Raw genomic sequence first — 23,710 nt, forward strand, 5'->3', positions numbered from 1 at the left:
TCGTTCACTTCCTAATCCTCATTTCGATCTTCCATTCCCGAATCCACAACAGAAATCAGACACCTGCTCTAAATTTACAGCCGCGGATCGATTTCCCGCTCTTTCGCTACTTCAAACAGCAGATTGGCCGCGATTTCCTTATAAGCATCATGCTCCGGCTCAATCTGATCGAACGGAACCGCCAGCATTCGCATGCCAAGCTGATATTCGTTCAACGAGGTGCGCAGCTTCTGGTTCACGTTCTTCTGCTTAAGCAGCTTCCGGTATTTATGCGGGAACTTGTAGTCATAGCCATAGATGATGGAGAGATAATCCGGATTACGCACCTTCATGTAAGGCACTGTCGATCCGTCCCAAACCTCCGGCTTGATAACAATCCCTTCCATCCCGTTCTCTAACGTCAGTCTGGAAAAATACGACTCGGCCTTCTCCAGAGGGTCCGGCTCGGACAGATCGAGCGCAAGCGCTTCGTCCTCCGACAGGAACCCGTAAATCTCCGAGGTCTTCCAGTCCGGAATTTCCTCATGTCCGTCCTCATATACGAGCTTCAGCAAGGCAAACGGCTTATACACCATGTCTTCGTCCTGCGCGTAGAGCTCCAGCTGTTGTTGATACGTGTGATAGGCTTCCATATGCTCGGCCAGCGGCACATAGCTCCCCTGAATGTCGTGAATATGCTTGTAGTTCTGGTATATGCTTGAACCGTACTTGTCGCTAAGAGCCGATTTGGACAGATGATACTGGTCCTTCTCGAACCCGCTCGCCTCATATTCGGCAATAAGCTTGTTATACGCGTCTTCAAAGCCATTGTCCTGCAAAAAAGCCAGCTCCGTCTCCAGCGCCTTCTCGATCGGCTTGAACTGCTTCCCGATCAATCCTTCGCCAAGCGCCTTCCACGGAAGAAGCTCGCCGTCCAGCACCATCTTGGAAATGTTCCGGTCCGCCATATATCCGCCGAATTGATCCAGCAGCCTCCCGTAAATTTCCGACAGCTCCACATGATTGATCTTGTAGCCGTTGCGGCTGACCGCGAAGCACTGCCAGGGGTCACGGTGCAGATACACATTGCATCTCGAACCCATGTATTTGGGCTGGAGAACAACCTGTGAGACGCCCCGTTCCTTGAAATAGCCAAGCCCCCGCTTCAGGGATTCCAGTTCATTCGTCGCTTCATTCTTGTCAGCCGGGGACATGGTGCCCGAGATGAAATTGATTCGATGGCGGGAGATGTAATGAAGCCGGCGCAGCTCATCCTCGCCAAGCTCCCGTACAGATACCTTGCGCTCTTGCTTGAACAGCGTCGGCAGCTCTTCGGCGATCACCACCTGGCTAGACTTATGCGCCTTGAAGTACGGTTTGTTCGAAAGAGTAACCGAAGTCAGCGCATTTCCATTCACACAGCCGGTATCGATATGAATTTTGTTGCCGATCCGGAACGCCCGACTGGCTGCAATATGTCCGAATACATGATACGGGTGATTGCTGACTGCTTCCTCTTTCAAATAAGCCAGCTGCGCCTCCGCAGGCGCTTCCCGGTCAAGGCGGAACACCCGCTGGTGCCGGGCCGAATTTTTGTCGAGCTTCCCGATGTATTTGTTCCGGCACGGCGCATGGGTAACATAGAACGACGATCCTGAGACGCCTATATAGCGGTAAAAAGGCTTCGCCTTCGCCACAAGAGCCTGAAACTTCTCCAGCAGCTCCGGGTCGCTCTTCAGCACTTGCGTAGAGTCGAAATAGGAATGCAGAAGCTCGGGGTCCACACCGTCCACTTCGCCTTTCATATATTTGCTCACGAAGTTCTCGTGGTTGCCCAGCACGAAATAGAAATGCTCCTGATTCTCGTACAGAAATTCGATGATCTCCTTCGTCTGTCTGCCTTTGTCAATCCAGTCGCCCGCCAGCACCAGCCTCGTCTGCCGCAGCTTCTCGCCCGCAGCCAGCCTGCCCGCTTCAATCTTGTAGCCATAGTCCATCAGCAGGCCTTTCAGATCGTCTACACATTCATGTACGTCGCCGATCAGAATATACCGCTGGTCCTGCGGAAGAATGGTCGCCAGGTAGGCGTCTCGGTCCTCAATGATGACGCGGTACTCCGGATTGGCTTTCTTTTCCTCAGGCAGATAGAAATCCTTGGCCCGCAGCTTGTGAATCTTGGCATAGCCTTCACGGGGAAGCGCGCCGAGCACCTCTTTTTTCAGCCGGTTAATATGATTGGAGATCAGCTTCTTCGATCGCTCAGACGCGTAGTAATCCTCCCGCTTCCGGTAATCGAAGACAATAACCTCAAGGTTATAGTTGTTCTGAAAAGCAATCTCCTTCACCTGGGCCCGGAAATCCTCGGACAGCCCAGTTGTATCCACGACCACAAACTCCGCGTTAATCGGAAAAGAGGTCGCCATCTTCAGCCGTTCGAACAGCAGGTGAAAAGCCTGCCCGCTCGCTTCCAGCATCACCCGGTCATACTTGTCGTACTCATAGCCCAGCACTTCCTGGCGGGTTTGGTCGGAGGACAAGTATTGGACGTTGGCACGGACACCATGCTCCGCGGCTTCAAACCGCAGCCCTGGAATCAGAACCTCTCTGGCAAAGGTCGTCTTCCCGCATTCCGTTGACCCGACCAGCATAAAAATGGTGTGTATTTTCGTCTGGATATCCATGGCTTACGCCCCCTTTTTCCCAAGAATGACGCCCTGTGTCGTCCGGATGTCATTAACGCCGTCCCCGACGGCTATAAATTCGGCATCCAGCCCGGCTTCCGCGATCACCTCATGCATCCATTGGCGGAAAGAGGCTTCACCCATCTCCCACTTGTGGTCGTCGTGACGGAAATCGTCCAGCTCATAATAGCGGTTAAAATCGGCGTTCGGCGTCGTAATAATGAACTTGTCAAAATCAACTTCCCCGCAAATCCGGAGTATCAGCTGTCTAGCCTCATCCTCGGGCATATGTTCAATGACCTCGGTCAGAATGACATCGACCCGCTCCCCGTTATAGCTGTCCAGGAACTGATCAATCGAGCCGAATGCGGCCATATTGTCGATCTCTTTGGCGTCGGCCTTGCGCTTCATTTTCTCCAGCACCTCTTCATTGATGTCGATCGCATAGTAGGTGCCTTCGATTTTTCCGGCAAAAGGAATGGCATAGAAGCCCTCCCCGCAGCCCACATCCAGGATCGACTTATCAAAAGCCAGCGCGCTCCCGATATGGTTTCTCCGCTGCATCGCTGTACTCCCGTAAGCGAACTGGATCGGATAGCGGTCAGTCCGCTCAAGCTCTTCCTTGTATTTCCGGAACCGGTCTCTGGACGACAGGAAGTTCCGCACGAACAGGCTGCGAATATAGAACGGCGCGTCAATCACATTGACGCTCTTAATGTACTTGTCGAGCACATTTTCCGAAATATCGATATATTCGTTGCCGAACATCGAGAGGAATAAACACAGTACGCTTACCGTGTGCAGAAGGTGATACAGACTCTTCTTCGTCTTGATGGACAGCGAATAGCTCTTATGCGCCAGATGCACCGTTTCGAAGGAGAACTCCGGCAAATGCTTCCCGAACAGCTCAATATACCGGATCAGCTCGATATGAATCATATTGATAAACAAGGTATGCTCATAGCCTTCCGCATCCCGGTCATCCTGCGCCTTAAGGGGTGCGGAGAAAAATTCGTTAATGGCATTCAGCGGGAACAAAGGCGTGTTGTACCTCGATACATTCAAATACTCAAAGTCTTCCTGTGCATGCTGCTTATAGGAAATTTCATTATCCGCGTCCTTAAAATACACATTGTAGGTCTGTTCATTCGTGTACCAGCCGTAGGCCATGCCTTTGCGGACCGAGCGCAGCTGCATGCCGGAATTCGGATTCTTCTTGATCAAAAAAGAGAACTGCGGATTAGTGGAGCTCACCTGGACAATCGCCATCTCTATCTACTCCTAAGCTTCATATTGCGAATCATTATTTCTGTTTGTATTTTCGCAAAAAATGGAAGCTCCGAACAGGGCAAAAGTATTACAAATCCCGAAAATATTCCAAACACCCCATAAATCTATGATATGATTTCCTTAACGTTAACTTATGGAAGGAATCGATGAATGAATTTATCCGCTTCAGTAACCTCTAAGCAATTGATGGATGTGCTGCTCAACATTGCAGTGATGCGTCCGGTTTTTATTTGGGGCCCGCCGGGAATCGGCAAATCTTCGCTCGTGCAGCAGTTCGCCGACCAAGTGGGGTTGCCCTGCGTCTCCTTGCTAGGCAGCCAATTAGCCCCGGAAGACCTCATCGGGGTCCCGCAAATTATTGATGGAACCAGCCGGTTCTGTCCCCCCAGCATGATTGCCCGAACCGAGCCCTACTGTCTGTTCCTGGATGAACTGAATGCGTGTACGCATGAGGTGCAGAAGGCTTTTTACAGTCTGATTCTCGAAAAACGCATCGGGGAATACGTCCTCCCCGCTGGCTCCGTCGTCATTGGCGCAGGGAACCGGGCGCAGGACAGCGCCATCGTGAAACCCATGTCGTCCGCGCTGATCAACCGCATGTTCCACGTCCAGTTAAGAGTCTCCCACCGGGAATGGCTGGAATGGGCCTACGACAATGATATCCATCCCCTGGTGATCTCCTATATCGAAACTCGCCCGGACCATCTGTGGGTGCAGCCGCCGAAGCATGAAGAGTCCTTCTCCACTCCCCGCTCCTGGCATATGCTAAGCGATGCTCTCAAGGAATACGGCGACCGGCTTCAGCCCGAGACGCTGGATGTTCTCGCAACCGGATGCCTGTCTCCCCATCATGCGGGGCAGTTCAAAGCCTTCTATAAGCAGACTACCCATAAATATAAGCTGAAAGCGATTCTGGAGGGCGAGACGGGATGGCCGCATGAGCCGGAGGATCGAGATGTGCTGTACTTTATGGCGCAGTCTTTCCGTGCGCAGCTTATCAAGGAACTGCCCGAGACCAAGGATCATCTGACAGAACAGCACAAAAGACTGGCCCACCGCGCCAAAGCCCTGATCAAAAGCTTAAGCACCATCAGTCTTGAAATCGCCCAGCTCTCCGTTGCGAAGAGCGAATCCGGCGACAGTCTTCCTGATTGGTTCCTCGTCGAGATTGTTCGGGATCTGCCGCGATTAGTGCAGAAGAAGGAAGCGTGATTATGGCTAAAACGAAATCCAGAGAAGCCGATCCCGCCACCAAAGCCTATACGGAGGGTATGGAATATATCTGCAAGCACCCAATGTTCGCTCCCCTTGCCCATCATACGCAGTTTATCAGGCGGGAGGGGAATCTGTGTCCAGAGAATGGCTGGGCCGTGACGACAAGCCATGGCTTTATTCATGTGCATCCCAAACGAAGAGGATTGCCGGAAGAGTGGGTCTATATTTTAGCGCATGGCCTGCTTCATCTCGGCTTCGGCCATTTCCGGACCATGGAGCGGCAGGATCTGTGGAATGCGGCATGCGACGCTTATATCGCCAAATTCCTGTATGATATGAGGCTCGGGCAGCCGCCTGCGGATATGGATGGCCGCGCGGAGCTTGCCGCCAAGAGCGAGGAGGAACTGTACCGGAGCTTCATGGAGAGAGGGCTTCCGGCTGCGCTGCATAACCTGGGCACAGCCGGACACGGCTTCCAGGATATGATCCTGAATCCCCGGGAATCCGTCCCTTCCTACTGGAATAACAACAACGTGAATTGGCAGGACTGCCTCGGCAAGGGCTTGACCCTGGCTGTAACGAGCGCCGTCAATGTGACGGCGGGCTATGAGGACTATCTGGGGGCTAACCCGGATGTTCTGACACCGGCCGTCAAAGCCCGCAACTGGTTCATCAGCAGCTATCCGCTGATGGGTGCGATGGCGGCCGATTTCCGTATCATTGAGGACCCCTTGCTGTGCAACCGGCTCTCGATTTCGGTCGCCGCTGTCGACGCCGAGGCCAAAGAAATCTTCATGAACCCGGCGGCCGGCCTCGACGAGCAGGAATGCCGGTTTGTGCTTGCTCATGAATTTCTGCATGTGGGCTTAAGGCATCATGCCCGCGCCGAGGGACGCGACCCGTACCTGTGGAATGTCGCCTGCGATTATGTCATCAATCAGTGGCTGATGGAAATGGGACTGGGGGCGTTTCCGAGGATCGGAGGACTTCATGATCCGGAGATGAAGGGATTGTCGGCGGAATCGGTCTATGACCGCATCGTTACCGATATGCGGCTGTACCGCAAGGTCGCCACCTTCCGGGGAGTCGGCATGGGCGATATTTTACCCCCGCGCGTTCCTGATTGGTGGGAGCGGAGTGACGGCCTGACACTTGATGAATTTTACCGAAACTGCTTAAGCCAGGGACTCGATTACCATTACGACCAGAATCGCGGCTTCCTTCCCGCTGGCCTGATTGAAGAAATCCGGGCGCTCTCCCAGCCGCCGATTCTCTGGGATGTGGAGCTGGCGAAATGGTTCGATCACTACTTCTCGCCGCTGGAGAAGGTCCGCACCTATTCGCGGATCAGCCGCAGGCAATCCTCCACGCCGGATATCCCGCGCCCCCGATGGATGCCGGATTACGGCGACGAAGACGGACGCACCTTCGGCGTCGTCCTGGACACCTCCGGCTCCATGGACACCAAGCTGCTGAGCAAGGCCCTCGGGGCCATTGCCAGCTACAGCATGGCCAGGGATGTCCCGCTGGTGCGCGTCATCTTCTGCGACGCGGCTGTGTATGACCAGGGCTATATCGCCCCGGAGGTCATCGCGGACCGCGTGTCCGTCAAGGGCCGGGGCGGCACCATCCTCCAGCCGGCCATCGACCTGTTGGAACATGCCGGGGACTTTCCAAAGTCCGGCCCGTTATTGATCATAACGGACGGCTATTGCGACCGGCTGCGCATCCGCCGGGAGCATGCGTTCCTGATCCCCAAGGGCCAGCACCTGCCGTTCGTGCCGAAGGGGAAGGTGTTTCGGATGGATTGAGGGCGGGGGCAGAGGGAGCGGCTTTAATCCTTCCGCTTTTGCTCTTTGCGCTCAAAGTGATGATGCAGACGGTACAGGCAGATTTCTTCCGTCCAGCGGTATAGGATGAAAAGGTGTTAACACAGAGAATCTTGATACCAGTCTATCATAGCAGCATAAGGAGGGCGTGAATGTTATAAATATCAGCGCGCTCTCTATCATGCTATAATCTAGAAAGCAATAGAAAGGCTGATATGGGCGGTCGGCTAGTCTCCCAGGAGGGAGGTGATGCCATGGAGGTCTATCAAGCGTTGTCCCTGATGTTCATGTTCGGCATGTTCATTCTGGCTCTGCTAACTTACCTCAAAAAGAAATAGACCGCCCTGCTCAAGGGAAGCGGTCTATTTCTGACATCTTGCCTGTTCGAAGCCGCCGCCCTTAAAAGCGGCTATTGCGCGGAGAGTCGTGTTACCAGCACGACTCTCTTCGCATTGTTCGCCATTTCTGAGTTCATTATACCACGACAGGGGGATTTTTCAACGAACGAACCAGTGACTTAGACTATTCAGCCGGAACCCTACTAGTCCTTATACGGATCGAACTCATCCGCCCCAGCCATGCAGACACCAATCGGTTTCAGCACATGCAAGACCTCAATCGTTTCCGCATGCGCATCCAGCACTTCCTGGAGCTTCCGATATACAAAAGGACTCTCGTCCGTCCCTGCGCCGCGCAGCTCAACACCGAAATCCCGGACGGCATTCATCATTTGCGCTGTGCTGATTTGACCGCCGCTGCGGGTACGGGTTTTCCAGTTCATTTTGCCTGCCGCTTGGGTCCGGCTCATGATGCGTCCCGCTCCATGAACGGTGCTGTAGTAAGAATCCTTGTTCTCTATGCTGTCCTTCCCTTTAACGATAACGGATATATCCCCCATACTGCCGCCGATAAAACCAACCTGACCGGGGGCGGACGGGGTCGCCCCTTTGCGGACGACAACGACTTCTTTACCGTTATGCGTCTCTTTCCAAGCATAGTTATGATGGTTATGCACTTCAAGGTCCGCTTCCGTTCCCAGAATGGCTAATACTTGCCGAATCACATAATCCCTTCCGGCATAAGCATAACGTCCAGCCAGCCTCATCGCTCTGTAATACATCTCGCCAAGCTCGCTGTCCAGATCGAGCAGTACTGGCGGCTGGTCCATTTTCTCGCCCGGGGCGTTTGCGAGGAACTGTCTGCCGGCAGCCAGGTTGATAAAACCGCTTGCCGTCTTATGCCCGAAGCCCCGGCTCCCAAAATGATTCGCGATCCACAAACGGCCGGTTCCCGCCTCTTCAAACAGGTCGACGAAGTGATTGCCGCTGCCGACCGTGCCGAGCTGGCTTTGCGCCAATACTCTCAGCTTGTCATGCTCCTGCTTGCCTATCGCCTTGAACACAGCCCAATCCGGATCATCGAAGAGGTCATGGTCGACCTTTTCCTTATTGACCCGCCCCACCCCGAAGGAGATTTTGCGGGCAATCTTATCCATAATCTTCGCCAATCCTGGCTTTATGTCTTCGGCAGACAAACTGGTTCTTACTGCTTTATTTCCGCATGCGATATCATAACCAACGCCGGAGGGCGAGATTTGCCCGTCATACACAACAACCCCGCCGATCGGCTGACTGTACCCTTTATGATGATCCGCCATCAGCAGGGTTTGAACCACATTGCCGGTTTCCGCACAGGTTCTCGCTTGAGCAAGCGCGCCGCTGTCAGGATTGCCCCAGACACGTACGCCATCTATATTTTGATAAGCCATTAGGTCATTCAACTCCTATAATAATAAATACATGTTCCCCAACCAGAACCTAGATCCCTTTGGCCTCCCGCAGCTTCTGAAGCTCTTCTCGCACCGAGTCGTTCGGCTCAATCTGCGATAAATGCTTAACCGCTCCAACCAGCTGATCTCCCCATGAGGCAACGTTCCAGCCCTCCAATGCTTTGATCGCCATATTCCGGTTTCGGATTACGGGACTGTTCAGACCGGTAAGTATCAGCTCCCCGCCAATTCCCTCGAATTGATACAGACTCTGTAAAATGGTATCCAAAGCCCTGTGAGCCGCATATTCCGTGCCCAGCCCCATCTCTTCTCCGGGTCCAGTGGCGATTTGCTGGAGGGGGAGATGCTCGGCAGCGAACTGGACCAATGTCCGAATCCGGTCCGGGTCATCCGATTTCATGAGCTGGAAGATGTAAACATCCCCCATCGGGTTTTTAGCGAGCTGATCAAAGAGAATATCCCAAACATCGATGCCGAGCTGTTCCGCACAAGCTGAGCCATTGTAACAATCCGGCAAATTTCCGGAGCCAACGGCTTTCATAATGATGTCCTCCCATTTGGAGTCGGCCGTGATCGATTGACAAGCAACCTGAATATCCATTCTTAACTGCCCGGTCCACCCCGCCGACATACGGCCGGCCCATTTCTCCTCATCCTGAGACAGGAATCTGCGAATTTCCAGCATGACCGAAAGATGCCTTGCGGTTGAAGCCATCTCCCGGGCCAGCCTCACGTAATCGGACAATACATGCGGCGCATCCTCATAATCATCCATGTCCTCAGCCGGCCCGCCATTCAATAACGCTTGTATAATATCGGTTGCTCCATCAAATAATGCGTTATCTACCCGTTCAGCCGAGAGCGCCTCCCGCAAACCGCCGTTTCTCGCACAGGTACAAGCTAAATATTCGTTCATAACGCTGTTGCGGCAGCCTTGCCGCAGCAGCCAGTCTCTGATCTCCTGATTAGACGGCTCAAGTCGCTCAACAATATGAATTTTACCCCAGCCCTCAACTTGCTTGGCTAATTCAAACAAAACCGGGTTGCTGTCCTCCATCCCATTAAGAATGGCAACCGCAGCATACAGCGTAAATTCCTCATGTCTTCCCAGCGTCAGAAGCAGGTCCTGCACTTCTTCGTTCTGATACAGACCCAGCAGCGCGATTCCGAATTTGACGACATTGCGATGCGCCGCATGCTCGGCCAGCCATTTCGCCTCCTGGAACAGTGAAGCCGGCTGTACACCAGGCTGCTTGCGCACCTCCTCCAGAAGCAGATCGATACTGCCCATATCCATTTTTACCAGCTTGGCATATACAGCCTTCCGCATGGAGTTCTTCGGCTTCCTGGACAGCTTCGCCAGCAGACGGACCAGCTCGCGGGCCTCATCCGTTATCTTGCCAGGCGCTGCATGATGCCCGAAAGCTCCATCCAGACCGCCCGCTACCCATCTTATTTTACTGCCGGCCCAGAATTCTTCATCATCCGGCAGGGAGTCGCCCACGGATTCGCCTTGCTCCCGAATGTACGAATAGATGGAGACCTTACCTTCCCAAGGAGGCTGAGCAGCTTTATTGAAGAATAGTATCATCGTTTCATCACCTTTTTCCCATTACTGGCCTGATGCTTTCTTCTCCCCAATGAGAGAACTCAACCTCTCCAGCAAATCTCCGCCGCCCGTTACCGAGATGGACCCGATTTTCTCGCATATTTTCTCAAGGAACTCGAGCTCCTTCAGCCGGAACAGCGTCTGATTCTCGTCCATCAGCTTCGCGGTATTCAGCAGACTTCGGGTCGAAGCCGTTTCCTCCCGGCGGGTGATCAGATTGGCCTGGGCCTTCTTCTCCGCAAGCAGGACGGTATTCAGGATATCTTTCATTTCTCCCGGCAAAATGACATCCTTAACCCCCGCACCCAGGAACTGAACGCCGAACTCTTCAGCTTTCTCACGCAAACGGGACAGGATGAACGATGCCGCGTCCTCTTTCCGTTTCAACAGATCGTCCAGTTTAAGCGTTCCGACATATTCCCGGAGCATGAGCTGGAGCTGGATGTGGATTTGCTCGTCGAATGATTTCATTTCCAGAACGCGCCACGGATTTACGATCTTGTATTGGCAGACGAAGTTCAAGCGCAGCGTAACCTTGTCTTCCGTCATGATTTCCTGGCCGATGAGATCCATTTGTTGTTGTCTTAAATCAATTGTCTTGACCACAACTGAAACGGGACCCTTCCAGAAGCAGTACTTGCCGGGAGAAAGCTCCCGCTGCAGCACATGATCATAGAACAAAAAGCCGGATTCGTAACTCGCAATCTCGCAGGACTGCACATGGACCGCAAGCTTCGGTACAATCGAACGCTCTATCTCGGCAGGCAATTCAGGCTGTCTGATATCCGCATGCACAAAGGTATGTTTCTTCAGCATATTCCAGTAAGCGTAGACGCCCGGCTTAAGCAGCTGCACGAATTGGCCGTCCTCGTAATGCAGCACGTATTCATGATCTTGCACCCGTACGACATCGAGCTCCCGCACGAGTTCCTCATCCTGAAGAAACAGCTGCAAGTCTTTGCCCTCAACAGCGAACGGCTTGGCGATATTCAACACCACAACAGTCGTTTGCGACCACAACAAAAAGCGATAGGTCCCCGGAGCGAGCTTTTTCACATAGCTGCCTTTATGAAAGAGCAGACCGCGCTGGTCAGCTTGAATGGTTATTTTTTTAAACATACTCATTACCCCCTTAGTGGTTCGACCACTGGAATTAGAATCCCTCTGCGGTATGGGCGGAATCGCGTTTTAGATCAGCGGGCTGCCGGGGATTTCCAGGGACATTCGAGTTAGAAGGTTGACTCTGTTTCAGCCATCCCTCTTCCTCTTCCGTCCCAAGGATAAACGCCTTACGGCGTCCTTAGACGCATGCGTTTACCGAGAAATAGAAGGCTGTGATAAGCGCGTAGCCTATACATTCTTACTATTTAGAAAAGCCTCCGGAATTTCGCATCATCGGTATCCACGGATTGCAAAGCCTTTCCTACAGTGCGCATAAGTAGCCGCCAGGGATTCTATCCTTTGGTCTTTTGATCTTTTTTCGCTCGATTGAAAGTCGAGTGCTCTACCAGAATCGCTCCCAAGGCGATTAGGGAATCGAACCCTAAATAGCGGATTCTTACCGATCCGATCGTACAGGATACCGCAACCTAACAGGCACGGCACTGCGGGATAAACCGATATCCCTGCCTCGTTACGACCGTCCGCATAAGAACCGATGTATGATGAACGCCACCAGCGTCTACCATCTTGCATAGTGCAACTTACAGGTTCTATAATCGCTCATTTCAGGCAGATCGAACATGGTGAAAGTATTACGACCGGTATAAAATCTTCCATGCCACCCAGGTCCCTCCGCCTCTGCAATGGAAGGAGCATAACAAAAAAGGGCGCAGCCATAAATCAGCTAGACCCTTTTTCCCATCAATAATATGCACTCCACATGTCTTAGATCGATTTAGCTAAACGGAATCCCAAGTCATCAATGCAAAACGACGGATGACCACGACGACGGCATGTAGCCCCGCATCCTCTGGCTGATTCGGACCAGCTTCCACCACGAAAAATCCGGTATTGACCATATGTTGCTTCATCATATAAATCCCAGCACCATTCCCATGCATTCCCTAACATATCGTATAACCCCCATTTATTGGGGGCTTTTTGGCCCACCTTGTGAATCGCGCCCTCCGAATTCTCATCATACCAGGCAATATCCTTAATATCTCCATATCTGTATCCGGTTGATCCCGCTTTACATGCATACTGCCACTCGGCATCAGTTGGCAGTCTGTAACCGGTGGCATTCCGATCGCAACATACACTATTGTCATTATGGTCAAAAGTATAACACTCTGTTAATCCACATTCGTCTGAAAGCAGATTGCAAAATAAAATAGCATCATACCAAGATACATTTACCATTGGAATAGAGTCCAGCTCTACATCGATCAGTGCTTTTTGAGTTATTGCTTCATACAGACCTTTTGTCACGGGATATTTAGCTAAAGAAAAAGGCTTTATTTCGACTGTTCTTTCTGTTTCTGTCAAATTGCCTTTTAGCCCAGGTATGCTCATTTGGGAATTTGAACTGATCCATTTCTGCTTATCCCGAAAATCTCTTAAATGCTCGATACCGCCAGGAATAGATACCATAAGGCTATCCAGATAATCTTTTATTTTATCATCCATAAATGAACTCCCGTATTATGCTATTCCATAATTATACTTTATCTTATTCGTCCTTTTCCATAAAATAGCTACGCCAATCTGCATCGGAGTTGTTCCAGCAGCTAAAAGAAACCCCGCTTCTTGCGAAGCGAGGCGCACATGGACAGTCAGAGCAGCCGCGTGACGAACCAATACATCCCGATCAGACCAATGACCGCGGACAGGCCGAAGCTGATCCTTCTATAAGACTTGAACCTCGCCGCCCACAGCAGCAGCGGCAGCAGAACGGCCAGGACGGCCAGCTGCCCCAGCTCTACTCCGAGATTGAAGGAGAACAGTGAGAGCAAATAGCGATCACCAAGCGTACCGCGCATCACCTGGGCAAAGCCGAAGCCGTGAATCAAGCCGAAGCCGAGGGCCACGATCCAGCGCCAGCGCACTTCCTTGAGCCAGATGTTCTCGAAGGCTACATAAGCGATACTGAGCGCGATGACCGGCTCGACGAAAGATGCAGGCAGATTGAAAATATCCAGCGCCGCGAGAGCGATGGTGATGCTGTGTCCGACCGTGAAGGCAGTCAGCACTTTGATGTATCCCCATTTGCGCTGCCTTGCGAGCACTAGTGCGGTGATGAAGAGCAGATGATCGATGCCGGTCCAGATATGCTCAATGCCGAGCTTCGTATAGTCCCACAGGGTGACAAGCCAGGACGGCACGGATATGGTCTTACGGTCGCCTTCGGCAGCAGTACCATCCGACTCGAGCTGGCCTGCGGCCTCGTGATTCCCCTTCGTAAAGATAACGTCCTTCGAACCGCCTCCGACTGTGCGGATCGTCGCATAATTTTGATGACCGGGGTCCTCCTCGAAGAAAACCCGGTAATCGATGTCATAATCCGAGGCGCCGGAAGGCCATACGTAGCGAAGGCTCATCTTCAGGTACGAGGTTCCTCCTCGCGACTCGATGCTCGTCCCCTCAATGACAGGGGCGACTTCATCACCCGATGTCTTCACGGACAGCGATTCTTCCAGGAGCGGCATCAACTCGTCATTTGTCCACAGCACCTTGTCAGGGTCGGCCTGTGCGTCCGTCGAAGCATTGGGATCGAGTACGAAAATACCGTCCGAGCGCAGATCCATCCATTGGGACACTTCCCGCGGATCGAGATACAGATCGTAAGTGAGCTGATCGCGGCTGATATTGATATCGGAGTAGCCATACGTATTCAGATGCGCCATGGCTGGTCTGGTTCCTATCAGCAAGCAGCCGATCAGCGTCAGCAGGAACACTGCCGCGATCAGGCATCGCCGGGATGAGGTCATGCGAGTGTATGTAGTCAACATGTCTTAGCAACCGCCTTTGATTCAATAATAGGACAGAAGCGCCGCCGGAGCCCCGGGGCGCTTCCTTCAAACACTAAGTCCAACCGATCAGGATTTATCGCCTGTCAGTCCGAGCAGAAGATAGATGATCTTGGCCGTCTCGGATCTCGTCGCATATTTCTGTGGCGCGAACTTGCCGTCTCCCTGGCCGTTCAGCAGGCCGAGCGCGGTAGCTTGGGTGACCGCACCCTTCGCCCAGCTGCTGATTGAGCCGCTGTCCGTGTAGGAGGAAGCTGAGCTGCTTGCCGTCTGCTGCTGTGCCGTTCCTTGAAGATAGGTCAGCGCGCGCATCATCATCACGGCCATTTGCTCACGGGTGATTTCGCTGTTCGGCGCAAATTTGCTGTCGTTAACGCCGGTGACGATGCCTGCCTGGACCGCCGCCGTGACAGCATCCGTATACCAGGCGTCCTTCTTCACGTCATCGAAACGGACCGAGTTCGAAGCCGGAGCAAGATTCAGCGCTCTTGCGAGCAATGTGACGAACTCCGCTCTCGTAGTCGGCTTGGCGGCGCCGAATGTATCTGCGCTGATCCCCTTCACGATGTTCCTGAAGGACAGCTCCTGCACATAGTCATAAGCCCAGTTGCCGAGCATCAGATCGTTGAAAGGCTTCGTGTACTCCATCACGAGATATTGTCCGGAACGGTCGGCGGTTATGGTGTAGCTGCCGTTCGCGTATTGCCCGCCAATCCATTCGGCTGTTCCATCCGCCGACACGCGATAGATGCCAGCCAAATTGACGTTGCGAATGCCGTCCGCCTTGATCGTCAGCGTGACCGGCTTCGCGAATCCCGAGATCGCTGCTGTCTTGCCCTGTGCATCCTTCTTGGCCACAGACAGGTTCAACGATCCTTTGATATCGAGCGTCGCATCCAGCTTGGCGCCCGTGCTCGTCTTGGCCTGCGCGGCAGCCGCTGCTGACACCACTTCAGCCGAGAGAATCAGCGATTCCCCCTTGCCAACTTGTCCCGCAAGAGCCACAACATCAACTGAAGGAATCGTGATGCTCGATCCGGATGAAGTGCGGAGTACGATGTCGCGCTCCCCGACCTTCGCGAGAACCTCGTTCGACAGGCTCACGCCCGTCTCGCCTTGTCCGATATTCAGCTCTACAGGCGCTGTACCCGCAGGGATCGTACCCGGTTCCACGTTGCGGATGCCGCTGGCCGATCCGGTGCTGCCGTTATTGCCCGTATTACCACCGCTATTGCCGGTGTTGGTTCCGTTGCTGTTGCTTCCGTTACCGTTGTTTCCGTTATCAGTTCCATTTCCATTACCGTTTCCATTATCCGTACCATTACCGTTGCCGTTTCCATTACCGTTGCCATTTCCGCTATCGACCAATCCGGTCGTGAAGCTCCAGATATCGGATACGGTTCGGCCTCCCGACGGATCGGTCGCCGCCGCATACCACCGGTATCTGGTATTGGAAGCCAGTCCGCTCCAAGCCGTGCCGGCCCGCTCCCCGCTCTTCACATCCTTGCTCGTGCCGATAACTGCACTGCCGTAGACGTTCACGCCAATGTAGTCGGTCGCGACGCGCTTGGCAGGGTCCTGCGCCTTGTACGGCAGGTCGAATTCGTCTTTGGCGTCATCGAAGTAGTTCCAGTCATCCATATAAGCCGAGTAGGTGCTGACATGGATCTTGCCCTCAGCTACGTTGAAGCTCAGGAAACGCATGTAGCCCTGGCCGCCCTGCGGGCCCGACTGGTAGTCTGCCAGCATCTCGACGACCGTGCGCTCGCCGACATGCTTCACGTTATATGCGACACCGTGCAAGTGTCCGCACAGCACCATCTGCACATTGTCGTTCAACGCTACGATCTTATTCCAGATCATCTCGCCTTGACCCGAATATGCACCCGTCGGAGAGATGTATTCATGCGTTGCGATGATAACGTACCGGTTCGGATACTTCTTCAACACCTCATTTGCCCACTCAACTGTGCCGTCCTGTACGTTCCAGCCGAGGTACATGATCAGGAAGTCTTGTCCCTTGGCCGATACGAGATCGTAGTGATCCCGATTGTTGTTCAGGTCGTCGCCATAAGTGGGTTGGTTCTCGAAGCGATCGCGGCCGAAGTACTTCCAATACTCCGTGTAGTTGCCTGCAGCATGATTGACGTCATGGTTGCCGGTGACAACCCCGTACGGGATGCCCGCGTCTTCCAGATGCTTCAAGCTGTTGCTGGCTACCGCCCACTCGTCCGGACGATCCCAGTCGTCGACAAGGTCGCCGGTATGGATGCCGTATACGATATTTTTCTCGTCCTTCATATCGGCAATATATTTCATTTCCTTGTCGAAAATCTCAGGATACGAATCTGCGTAATACTGTGTATCGCTGGCCCAGGCGAATGTGAAGTCATTGCCGTCTTCCGAGCTTGGAACCAGGTCCTGAATGAGCACATGAATGGTCTTGTCCTTGACCATATCGGCTACGGCGACATTCGCCGCCAAGCGGAAGTCAAGCTCGCCCCGCCCCGAAGCCGCTGCCACCCATTTGCCGGTGTTGTAGTTCCAGGTGTACATCGTTACCTGACGATCAGGCAGCGAGTGTCCTTCCCAGACAACCTCGACCTGCGAGATTGCATCCGGCTCCTGATTCAGCTTGAAGTCGTAGCGCTGATAAGGGAACTTGCCCTCTGCATCCGTGACATAGTAGGAGCCGTCCTTCGCAGACACCTGCTTCACAGCTTCGGCGGTGAATGCCGTCTCGCCTTCTGGATTCAGCTCCAGCGGCGGTTCGCGATCCGTCGCGTTGGAGTGGGCTTCAATCTCTGAATTGCTTGCAAAGTCATACCGATATGCCGGGCCGAAGGTAACATCGAGCGCATCGCCGTCCGGGTCGCTCACCTTCACGCTCAGATTGGCGGCAGCTTCGACCTGATTCTTGCCGTCGGCAGGACTCGGATCGGTCGGCTTATCGGGACTGCCGTTCTTCGTGGTGAAGGCCGCTGTCTTCACGGCGGTATTGCCCGCTTTATCCTTCGCGGTCACCGTGAACGTATGGTCGCCGTCCTTGAGCGTCGCTGCATTGACCGACCAAGGCAGCGAAATTTCCTTGCCGTCCAGCGTTGCGGCGGCCGACTCCAGACCCGAAGTCGCATCCTCGGCGGCGGCATTGAATTCGATCTTACCGCTGTAGGTCTTGCCAGCTTCAATCGAGAATGCGGTGAATTCAGGGGCCGTGTTATCTATGATCGCACGCAGCGTCTTCGTCAGACCGCCTGCGCTGCTAAGCTCGAATGTATGCTCGCCGTCCGTCAGCTTGGTCGTATCGACATCGGCTGTAATGCCATGGAATGCGCTCTCCGGCATCGTGATCGTCAATTCCAGATACTCGTAGTAGCCGGAGCTGTCGCCTACCTTATGACGGTCGAGCGGGCTCAGGTTCTCCGTGAATGTATCCTTGTCGAGATTCTTGCCGCGCATGGACACGATCGGCTGCTCCGCGCCGTCGCCAAGCAGAATATGGATATCCTCAATGCGGAAGTCGTCATTATTGCCTTCCGTGTCCATCGGCGACTTGCCGTTGCCTGCCGTGATCCAGATTTGATTGTTCCCCGGCTTCAGCAGATGCTTCGGAATCTGTACATATTTGAGATCAAGATTCGCGCTGTTCGGCAGCAGCGTCGCGAGTGTCCCGTTGACATACAGTCCGTCCATCAGCGAGGAGGACTGCAAGTCGTCCGCCCGGTAAGAGATATAAGCCTCCTCGCTGACATCCGGCTTCACAGACAGCGCTTTGCCGTCAAGCTTCAGGCCGAGCGGCAGTGCGGATTCCGCAGCGGCATTGCCCTGTACGGCTGCTGCCTGGCCGCGAAGCAGCGCTCCGTCCGCCAAATCGAACCACAGATCGCCCTGCTTCGTGAATGTCAGCCTGGTTGGTGCCGAACCTCCGTCCGTTGTACGAACGACGTTCTCACCGTCGGTGGCTTCAATGTAATAGTCCACATACGAGGCTCCCAGCAGGAGCTCTTGAGGAATCGTGCCAACGAAGGTGCTGCTGCCTGCGGATACCGGCACCATACGCACTTCCGTGTAGCTTGCATCCTGGTTCCGCTTGAACATCACCGAGACGCGCTTCAGCCCTTGGTCGTCCGTCACATTCGCTGTGACCGGCACAGCCCCAAAAGGCTGCTCGGCGGACGGCTGCAGCTCGATGACCGGTGCGATCGAGTCCTTCTCCTTGGCGATTGGCTGTTCAGGTACTTGGCCGGGAATCAGCGTACCCGGGGTTGCCGTTTGACGGACCGCCCGCTTGTACATTTTATTCGTGCCGTCTTTCGGATACTCGTAGACGACGCTCGTGCCCGTATCGTCCACTTCGTCGACACCAACGTTGTACCAGGCCTGGGCGATCGCATTGCGCTGATGATCAACCGGATTGGCTGCATCAGACGCAATCAGAATCCGGCCTTCGTCGCTGTTGCTCATGCCTATCGCATAGAGCGAGGTCACTTGAGCATCGGTCAAATTCGTCTTCCAATGCGTATTGAAGTCAGAAACCGGCTTGCCCTTGCTCAGATTGGACTGCACCCAGACAAGCGCCGTATGCTGTCCTTCGAGCGGGAAGTCCTGCGTCAGATCCCAGCGGATCGCCCCACCGTGATAGAACTCGTAGACGATCTGGTAATCCTTCAGGTTCACCGTACGATCGGTGTTGTTGTATACCTCGATATATTCGTAGGCGTCGCTGCCCTTGTTGTCCGGTACGAGCTCGGTGATCAGCAGCTCGGGAATGTCCGAGCTCTCCGAGTCGAAGATGCGGATGTCATAGGGCGATTGATCGGAAGTCGGGTAACGGACAGTATTCGTGCCATCCGTCGCCTCGAAATAATAGTAGAGATGAGTCGCGCCTTCGAGCGCAGCCTTTGGCACCAGCGCATCATACGTATCGCCGGTGCCATGGATCATGGCAATGGAATCGTACTCGGTCTGCTTGTCGGTGCGATAATACAGCTTGGCCCCTTGTACCGCTTGATCATCCGTGATCTCGGCGGAGAGCTTGATATCCTTGGCAGTCGTGGAGCCGACTGCCGGATTATGCACAATGATCGGCTTCAGAAAGTCCGCCGGCAGATGCACCGGCTCGCCTGGCGCCTGTCCGTTCACGAGTTTGCCCGGAGTAGGCGACACCTTGCTGCCAATCTTCTTCATCAGGATCGAGCCGTCTTCGGGTGCCCCATACAGAACCGCCGTCGCGTTCAAATTGTCCGCTCCCGAGGAGGCTTCATTGTATTGCGCAGAGACGATCCGGTCGCCGGATTGCGTCAAAATCGTGATTTTGCGCGCAGCATCGTTGACGAGATTGCCCGAGCCAACAAATTGAACGGCGTCTGCTTCGGTCAATCCGGGCGAGAGCTTGTATCCTTCGTTGAACCGGTCCAGCGTGCCATCCGGACTGTCGGTCACACCACGGACCACGATCGTCTGGCCAGGAGCCAGCGACTTGTTCTCGCTGAACGTCCAGGCATTTACGAGCTTATCCTGCAGATCTGTGTATTCAATCCGATAATTGCCGAGCTGCAGCGTCTTGTCGCTGTTATTATACAGCTCGAAATATTCCCAGGCGGTTACGTCGCCCCCGTTAATGTTCGGGCTGTTGAACACGACCTCCGTGAGAAGCAAATACGGCAGCTTGTTCGAAGCGCCATCCGGCAAAATCTGCAGCTCGTAAGTCGAGCCAGCACCTGCCGGACTGCGCGTTGCTCCGCTTGGGCTGCTTGCGTCCAGGTAGTAGAGCAGCTTGTCCGTCCCTGTCATCGCAGATTTCGGGATCGATGCGGTCAGCACCGAGTTTCCTTCGACCGGCGCGCCAATGTTCATGGACACCGAAGTGAAATCGGTATCTTCGATCTTCTTGTAGTGCAGTGTAGCCGCATCAAGATACGTGGAACTGTATACCGATGCCGTAACCGCAAAATCCTTCGGTACGGTCGATGTCACCGCCGGCGTATAGCTGAGCAGGGGCTTGTCCGGCACCTGCCCAGGGACCAGACTTCCCGGCGTCGGCGTCGCCTTGGAAGCGAGCTTCACCATGGAAGTGCCGCCGGCCGGATCATACGCATATGTAACGCTCTTGCCATTGGCGTCGTCTCCGTTGTCTTTAGAGGCATCCGGGTTGCCCGTACTGTTGTAACGTGCGGACACGATCGTCGGATCGGCCGCCGGATTCAGGACGGCATCCGCCTTCTTCTTAATAGAAACGGTGTACGTGCCGGTATTCGGCAGATTGCCGCCGCCGCTCTGATCCATAGTCGCTGCCTGATCTTCGTTCAATCCGGGCTGCAGACTGTATGCGGTGTTGAATGCAGTCAGCTGCCCATTCTCGCCATCTGTCTTCCCGCGCAGCACCATCGTCGCGCCCGGTTGCAGCACCTTGCCACTCTCGATCGGCCATTGGTAATTGGTGCTGGAGCTGTAATTTTCCCGATATACATAATAATCGCTCAAGGCAATCGGATCGTTGCCGCTATTGTAGATCTCTACATATTCCCAAGCGTTAACGTCTGCCGCATTATAATTGGGCGAATTGAATACAATTTCCGTTATCAGCAGCTCCGGGATCGAACCCGCGCTTCCTGCTTCGGCTTTGGCTTCGCCTGAGCCAATAGCGGTCAAACCGCTTGTGCCTAGCAGAACCGCCAGCAATCCGGCGACGAACCGGTTTGCATGTCGTGTCTTTCTTTTCATCTGTCCTCTCATCTCCCGCTCCGAATAAATTTCATAGGCTATGCCACAGACAATAATAGTAGCAAGATTCGACAATGCCTATTGACACCTATTTGGATTGCTGTCCTTTCTTTGGATCAGCACGGTATCCCCGGATTTTTCTTAAATGAAGACATAAATCCAATCGAAGGACACCTGCGCCTTAACATTGCTCTAACAGCTTATTGATTCGAATTTAACAGTATAGAGTTACTCTGTTCAGTAATGCCAAATTCTTGGTCGTCCGTATAGCATTACCAAGCAGCAAGTTTGTGATCGATTTGATTTAGCGAATGGAGGACAGTCAGCGGTGAAACATCTTATTACGAAGCAGCTTTTCCAATCGCGGGAGACGATCGCACGCCGGGTATTTCGTTGCTTTCTCGCAGTCGCGGCGCTATTTTCCTTCTTCTATCTGACCCTTATGTCCCTCTATCATTCCTCGATGGTAAAACAAGCAGACCGCTCCAACCGGATTGCGCTGCAGCATACAGCAGACCGGTTCGCGGATCGTCTGGCCCGGGTCCGAACGCTCCTGACCGAGCTCAGCCAGGACGCCGATCTCATCGCGTCGGGCGGGAAGGCAGCGAGCGGAACCGATCTCGCTCCTGATTCTCCGGCAGCAGTGGACGCCGTTGACAGGATCGAATCCGACATGCGGCTGGCGCAAGCCGATCTGGACAATATATGGGTATTGTTCCCAGATACCTCGCTCGCCATGACATCCCAGGGAATCTTCGACGCCCGCGATCTGAGCGACCAGGTCTACGCGAATGAAACGTATACATACAATTATTGGAAAGGTTTAATGGCCGATTCCGCCGAGTGGTCCATCCTGCCCGCAGCCGTCTTCCGCGTAGCCGAACAAAAACGTATGCTGCTCCCCATCGTATATGGAAAGCCGGATAGCAGCGGTCTTATCGTAGCCTTGTTGGATATGGATCGTTCCGGGGAGATTATCGGTGATAACGGGATCATGGAGAGCCTGTCGATATGGGACGGAGAAGGAAAGCTGCTTTATAAGGCCGTGGAGGACGCGGACGAAATCGTTCCGGCCGCTATTCCTTCGAACGGTCACCGCAAGATCGATGGCCGTATGGTTTATAGCCATACAGACCTGCTGGGCAACACTTATCTCTCGATGTTGTCTGGCAATGAACTTGTTCAAGATGCGTATTGTGCTCATCGAACAGCGATCGCCCTGCTCGCCGCCGCGCTGGTGACGGTGCTGGCTGCTGCTGTTCTGTTCAGCCTTCGCATTCAGGCTCCCGCTCGCGCCTTGCTGGCCTCCATGCATCGCATGCTGCCTGCTCCCGCTAAGGGCAGGTTCACCGAATATCGACTCATTCAGGATAAACTTAATACATGGTACGGCATGCGCGAACATGCGGAGAATCGGCTTCGCCTTCAACAGTCTGCGCTCCTTGATTACCGGTATATGGATCTCCTGCGGGGAACGGACAATGATGAAATCGGACAGTTGGCCTTTTCCCCGGTAGAGGATCGGCCTTTTATGCTTGTCTTGTATTCACTGAGGCCTTGGCAATCGAGTCAAGTGAACCACGCCGAAGACAACTCGTTGTCCATAAAGCGCATCCTCGGCATTATTCAGCCCTATCTCTCGCAAAGATACCCTGACTCTCGTACATTCCAAATGGAGCATGACCAAATAATCTCGGTTATCCCTGGCGAAGAGCGCGGCGGCGTTGTGGCTATGCTGCAAGATGAGTTATTGGACGCCCTTCAGCCCGAGCGGTGTGGATGCGTCGCAACTGTCTCGGTCAGTTACCGCTACACTGAAGCGGACAAATACAACGAAGCCTATCTCGAAGTCCTAGAGATCAACAGGTCGGCGCCGCTATCCGACGAGAGCATCCTTATATCGGAGCGTTATGCACCTCCTCCACTGCGCCTTACCCCTCGCAAGGAGCAAGAGCTGAACGCGGCCTTAAAATCGGGAAATGCGGACAACGCGCTGCGCATTGCGGATCATGCTCTGGCGCAGCTCGCCAGCACTCAGGCAGGCATCGCTCACTACAGTGAACTAGCCTTACAGTTATTAGAAAGATTCCGTACCGCATTCGCCTCTATGTCTCATGATGACAATGAAGCCGGCATGTTCGCCCGGTTGGAGACCAAGCTGAACCAATGCCGGGAGCCGGCGGCTTACCAGGAGGCAATAGCCGAGCTGATCCGCTTCATTTGCGACCTGCGGCCGCAGGAGACAGTTAAGCAGGACCCCGTTGCGGCCCTTGTCCTGGACATCCTGAACACCCGATACGACCAGGATTTATCGCTCTCCAAAATCGCGGACAAGCTGAATATGTCAAGCGCCTATTTGTCCGTCTACATCAAAGAAAAGACAGGGACCAATTTCAGCGACCACCTGAACGACATCCGCTTGCGCAAAGCGATGGACCTCCTTGTCTGTACGGACCAGAGCGTAACCGCTGTCAGCAAGCAGGTAGGCTACGCGAACTTCACCTCTTTTAACCGAATGTTCAAAAGGCAAACCGGCATGTCCCCGGGCGAGTACCGCAAAAGCCAGATCACTAAGATCCACAAAGCCAGGTGAGCTGGAATACCGGAAGGTGTCTTTTTACCAA

Annotated in this window: 12 protein-coding genes; 4 read left to right on the top strand and 8 right to left on the bottom strand. The window is 53.8% G+C overall.

Annotation, left to right across the window (positions count from 1 at the left end; all coding sequences use genetic code 11):
- Window positions 1-74: 74 nt before the first annotated feature.
- On the bottom strand, window positions 75-2,660 hold the full coding sequence (locus KIH86_RS24630) for a metallophosphoesterase (protein WP_223083582.1): 2,586 nt from the start codon (window positions 2,658-2,660) through the stop codon (window positions 75-77).
- 3 nt (window positions 2,661-2,663) lie between these two features.
- Window positions 2,664-3,929 carry a class I SAM-dependent methyltransferase gene (locus KIH86_RS24635; RefSeq protein WP_223083583.1) on the bottom strand — a complete coding sequence of 422 codons (1,266 nt, stop codon included), beginning with the start codon at window positions 3,927-3,929 and terminating at the stop codon, window positions 2,664-2,666.
- Window positions 3,930-4,100: 171 nt separating this feature from the next.
- On the opposite strand from KIH86_RS24635, the gene KIH86_RS24640 reads away from it, so the two are divergent.
- From KIH86_RS24640 to KIH86_RS24650, 3 genes are all read left to right on the top strand, one after another.
- Complete coding sequence (locus KIH86_RS24640) at window positions 4,101-5,162, top strand: AAA family ATPase (protein WP_223083584.1); 1,062 nt, start codon at window positions 4,101-4,103, stop codon at window positions 5,160-5,162.
- A gap of 2 nt (window positions 5,163-5,164) precedes the next feature.
- On the top strand, window positions 5,165-6,976 hold the full coding sequence (locus tag KIH86_RS24645; RefSeq protein ID WP_223083585.1) for a DUF2201 family putative metallopeptidase: 1,812 nt from the start codon (window positions 5,165-5,167) through the stop codon (window positions 6,974-6,976).
- A gap of 233 nt (window positions 6,977-7,209) precedes the next feature.
- Window positions 7,210-7,332 carry a putative holin-like toxin gene (locus tag KIH86_RS24650; protein WP_235775583.1) on the top strand — a complete coding sequence of 41 codons (123 nt, stop codon included), beginning with the start codon at window positions 7,210-7,212 and terminating at the stop codon, window positions 7,330-7,332.
- A 203-nt stretch (window positions 7,333-7,535) separates the two neighbouring features.
- Here KIH86_RS24650 and KIH86_RS24655 read toward each other — a convergent pair whose 3' ends face one another.
- The 6 genes from KIH86_RS24655 to KIH86_RS24680 all read right to left on the bottom strand — a co-directional run bounded on the left by KIH86_RS24655 (window position 7,536) and on the right by KIH86_RS24680 (window position 21,086).
- Complete coding sequence (locus KIH86_RS24655; RefSeq protein ID WP_223083586.1) at window positions 7,536-8,762, bottom strand: RtcB family protein; 1,227 nt, start codon at window positions 8,760-8,762, stop codon at window positions 7,536-7,538.
- Between the two features lie 49 nt (window positions 8,763-8,811).
- Entirely contained in the window at window positions 8,812-10,374 is a 1,563-nt protein-coding gene (locus KIH86_RS24660; protein WP_223083587.1) for a limonene hydroxylase, read from the bottom strand.
- 21 nt (window positions 10,375-10,395) lie between these two features.
- On the bottom strand, window positions 10,396-11,511 hold the full coding sequence (locus KIH86_RS24665; RefSeq protein ID WP_223083588.1) for a slipin family protein: 1,116 nt from the start codon (window positions 11,509-11,511) through the stop codon (window positions 10,396-10,398).
- A gap of 768 nt (window positions 11,512-12,279) precedes the next feature.
- Window positions 12,280-13,023 (bottom strand): formylglycine-generating enzyme family protein, encoded by a 744-nt coding sequence (locus tag KIH86_RS24670; RefSeq protein WP_223083589.1) that lies wholly within the window; start codon window positions 13,021-13,023, stop codon window positions 12,280-12,282.
- Between the two features lie 146 nt (window positions 13,024-13,169).
- Window positions 13,170-14,345: a HupE/UreJ family protein gene (locus KIH86_RS24675; RefSeq protein WP_223083590.1), complete on the bottom strand. Its 1,176-nt coding sequence runs from the start codon at window positions 14,343-14,345 to the stop codon at window positions 13,170-13,172.
- Window positions 14,346-14,432: 87 nt separating this feature from the next.
- Window positions 14,433-21,086: an S-layer homology domain-containing protein gene (locus tag KIH86_RS24680; protein ID WP_223083591.1), complete on the bottom strand. Its 6,654-nt coding sequence runs from the start codon at window positions 21,084-21,086 to the stop codon at window positions 14,433-14,435.
- Between the two features lie 328 nt (window positions 21,087-21,414).
- Here KIH86_RS24680 and KIH86_RS24685 point away from each other — a divergent pair, with 328 nt between their 5' ends.
- Complete coding sequence (locus KIH86_RS24685) at window positions 21,415-23,679, top strand: helix-turn-helix domain-containing protein (RefSeq protein ID WP_223083592.1); 2,265 nt, start codon at window positions 21,415-21,417, stop codon at window positions 23,677-23,679.
- Window positions 23,680-23,710 lie beyond the last annotated feature (31 nt).

The organism is Paenibacillus sinensis (assembly GCF_019904155.1).
Lineage (GTDB): Bacteria > Bacillota > Bacilli > Paenibacillales > Paenibacillaceae > Paenibacillus_AQ > Paenibacillus_AQ sinensis.

Coding starts and splice junctions, on each gene's coding strand:
- KIH86_RS24630 (WP_223083582.1), bottom strand. CDS start 2,660: ATGGATATCCAGACGAAAATACACACCATTTTTATGCTGGTCGGGTCA.
- KIH86_RS24635 (WP_223083583.1), bottom strand. CDS start 3,929: ATGGCGATTGTCCAGGTGAGCTCCACTAATCCGCAGTTCTCTTTTTTG.
- KIH86_RS24640 (WP_223083584.1), top strand. CDS start 4,101: ATGAATTTATCCGCTTCAGTAACCTCTAAGCAATTGATGGATGTGCTG.
- KIH86_RS24645 (WP_223083585.1), top strand. CDS start 5,165: ATGGCTAAAACGAAATCCAGAGAAGCCGATCCCGCCACCAAAGCCTAT.
- KIH86_RS24650 (WP_235775583.1), top strand. CDS start 7,210: ATGGGCGGTCGGCTAGTCTCCCAGGAGGGAGGTGATGCCATGGAGGTC.
- KIH86_RS24655 (WP_223083586.1), bottom strand. CDS start 8,762: ATGGCTTATCAAAATATAGATGGCGTACGTGTCTGGGGCAATCCTGAC.
- KIH86_RS24660 (WP_223083587.1), bottom strand. CDS start 10,374: ATGATACTATTCTTCAATAAAGCTGCTCAGCCTCCTTGGGAAGGTAAG.
- KIH86_RS24665 (WP_223083588.1), bottom strand. CDS start 11,511: ATGTTTAAAAAAATAACCATTCAAGCTGACCAGCGCGGTCTGCTCTTT.
- KIH86_RS24670 (WP_223083589.1), bottom strand. CDS start 13,023: ATGGATGATAAAATAAAAGATTATCTGGATAGCCTTATGGTATCTATT.
- KIH86_RS24675 (WP_223083590.1), bottom strand. CDS start 14,345: ATGTTGACTACATACACTCGCATGACCTCATCCCGGCGATGCCTGATC.
- KIH86_RS24680 (WP_223083591.1), bottom strand. CDS start 21,086: ATGAAAAGAAAGACACGACATGCAAACCGGTTCGTCGCCGGATTGCTG.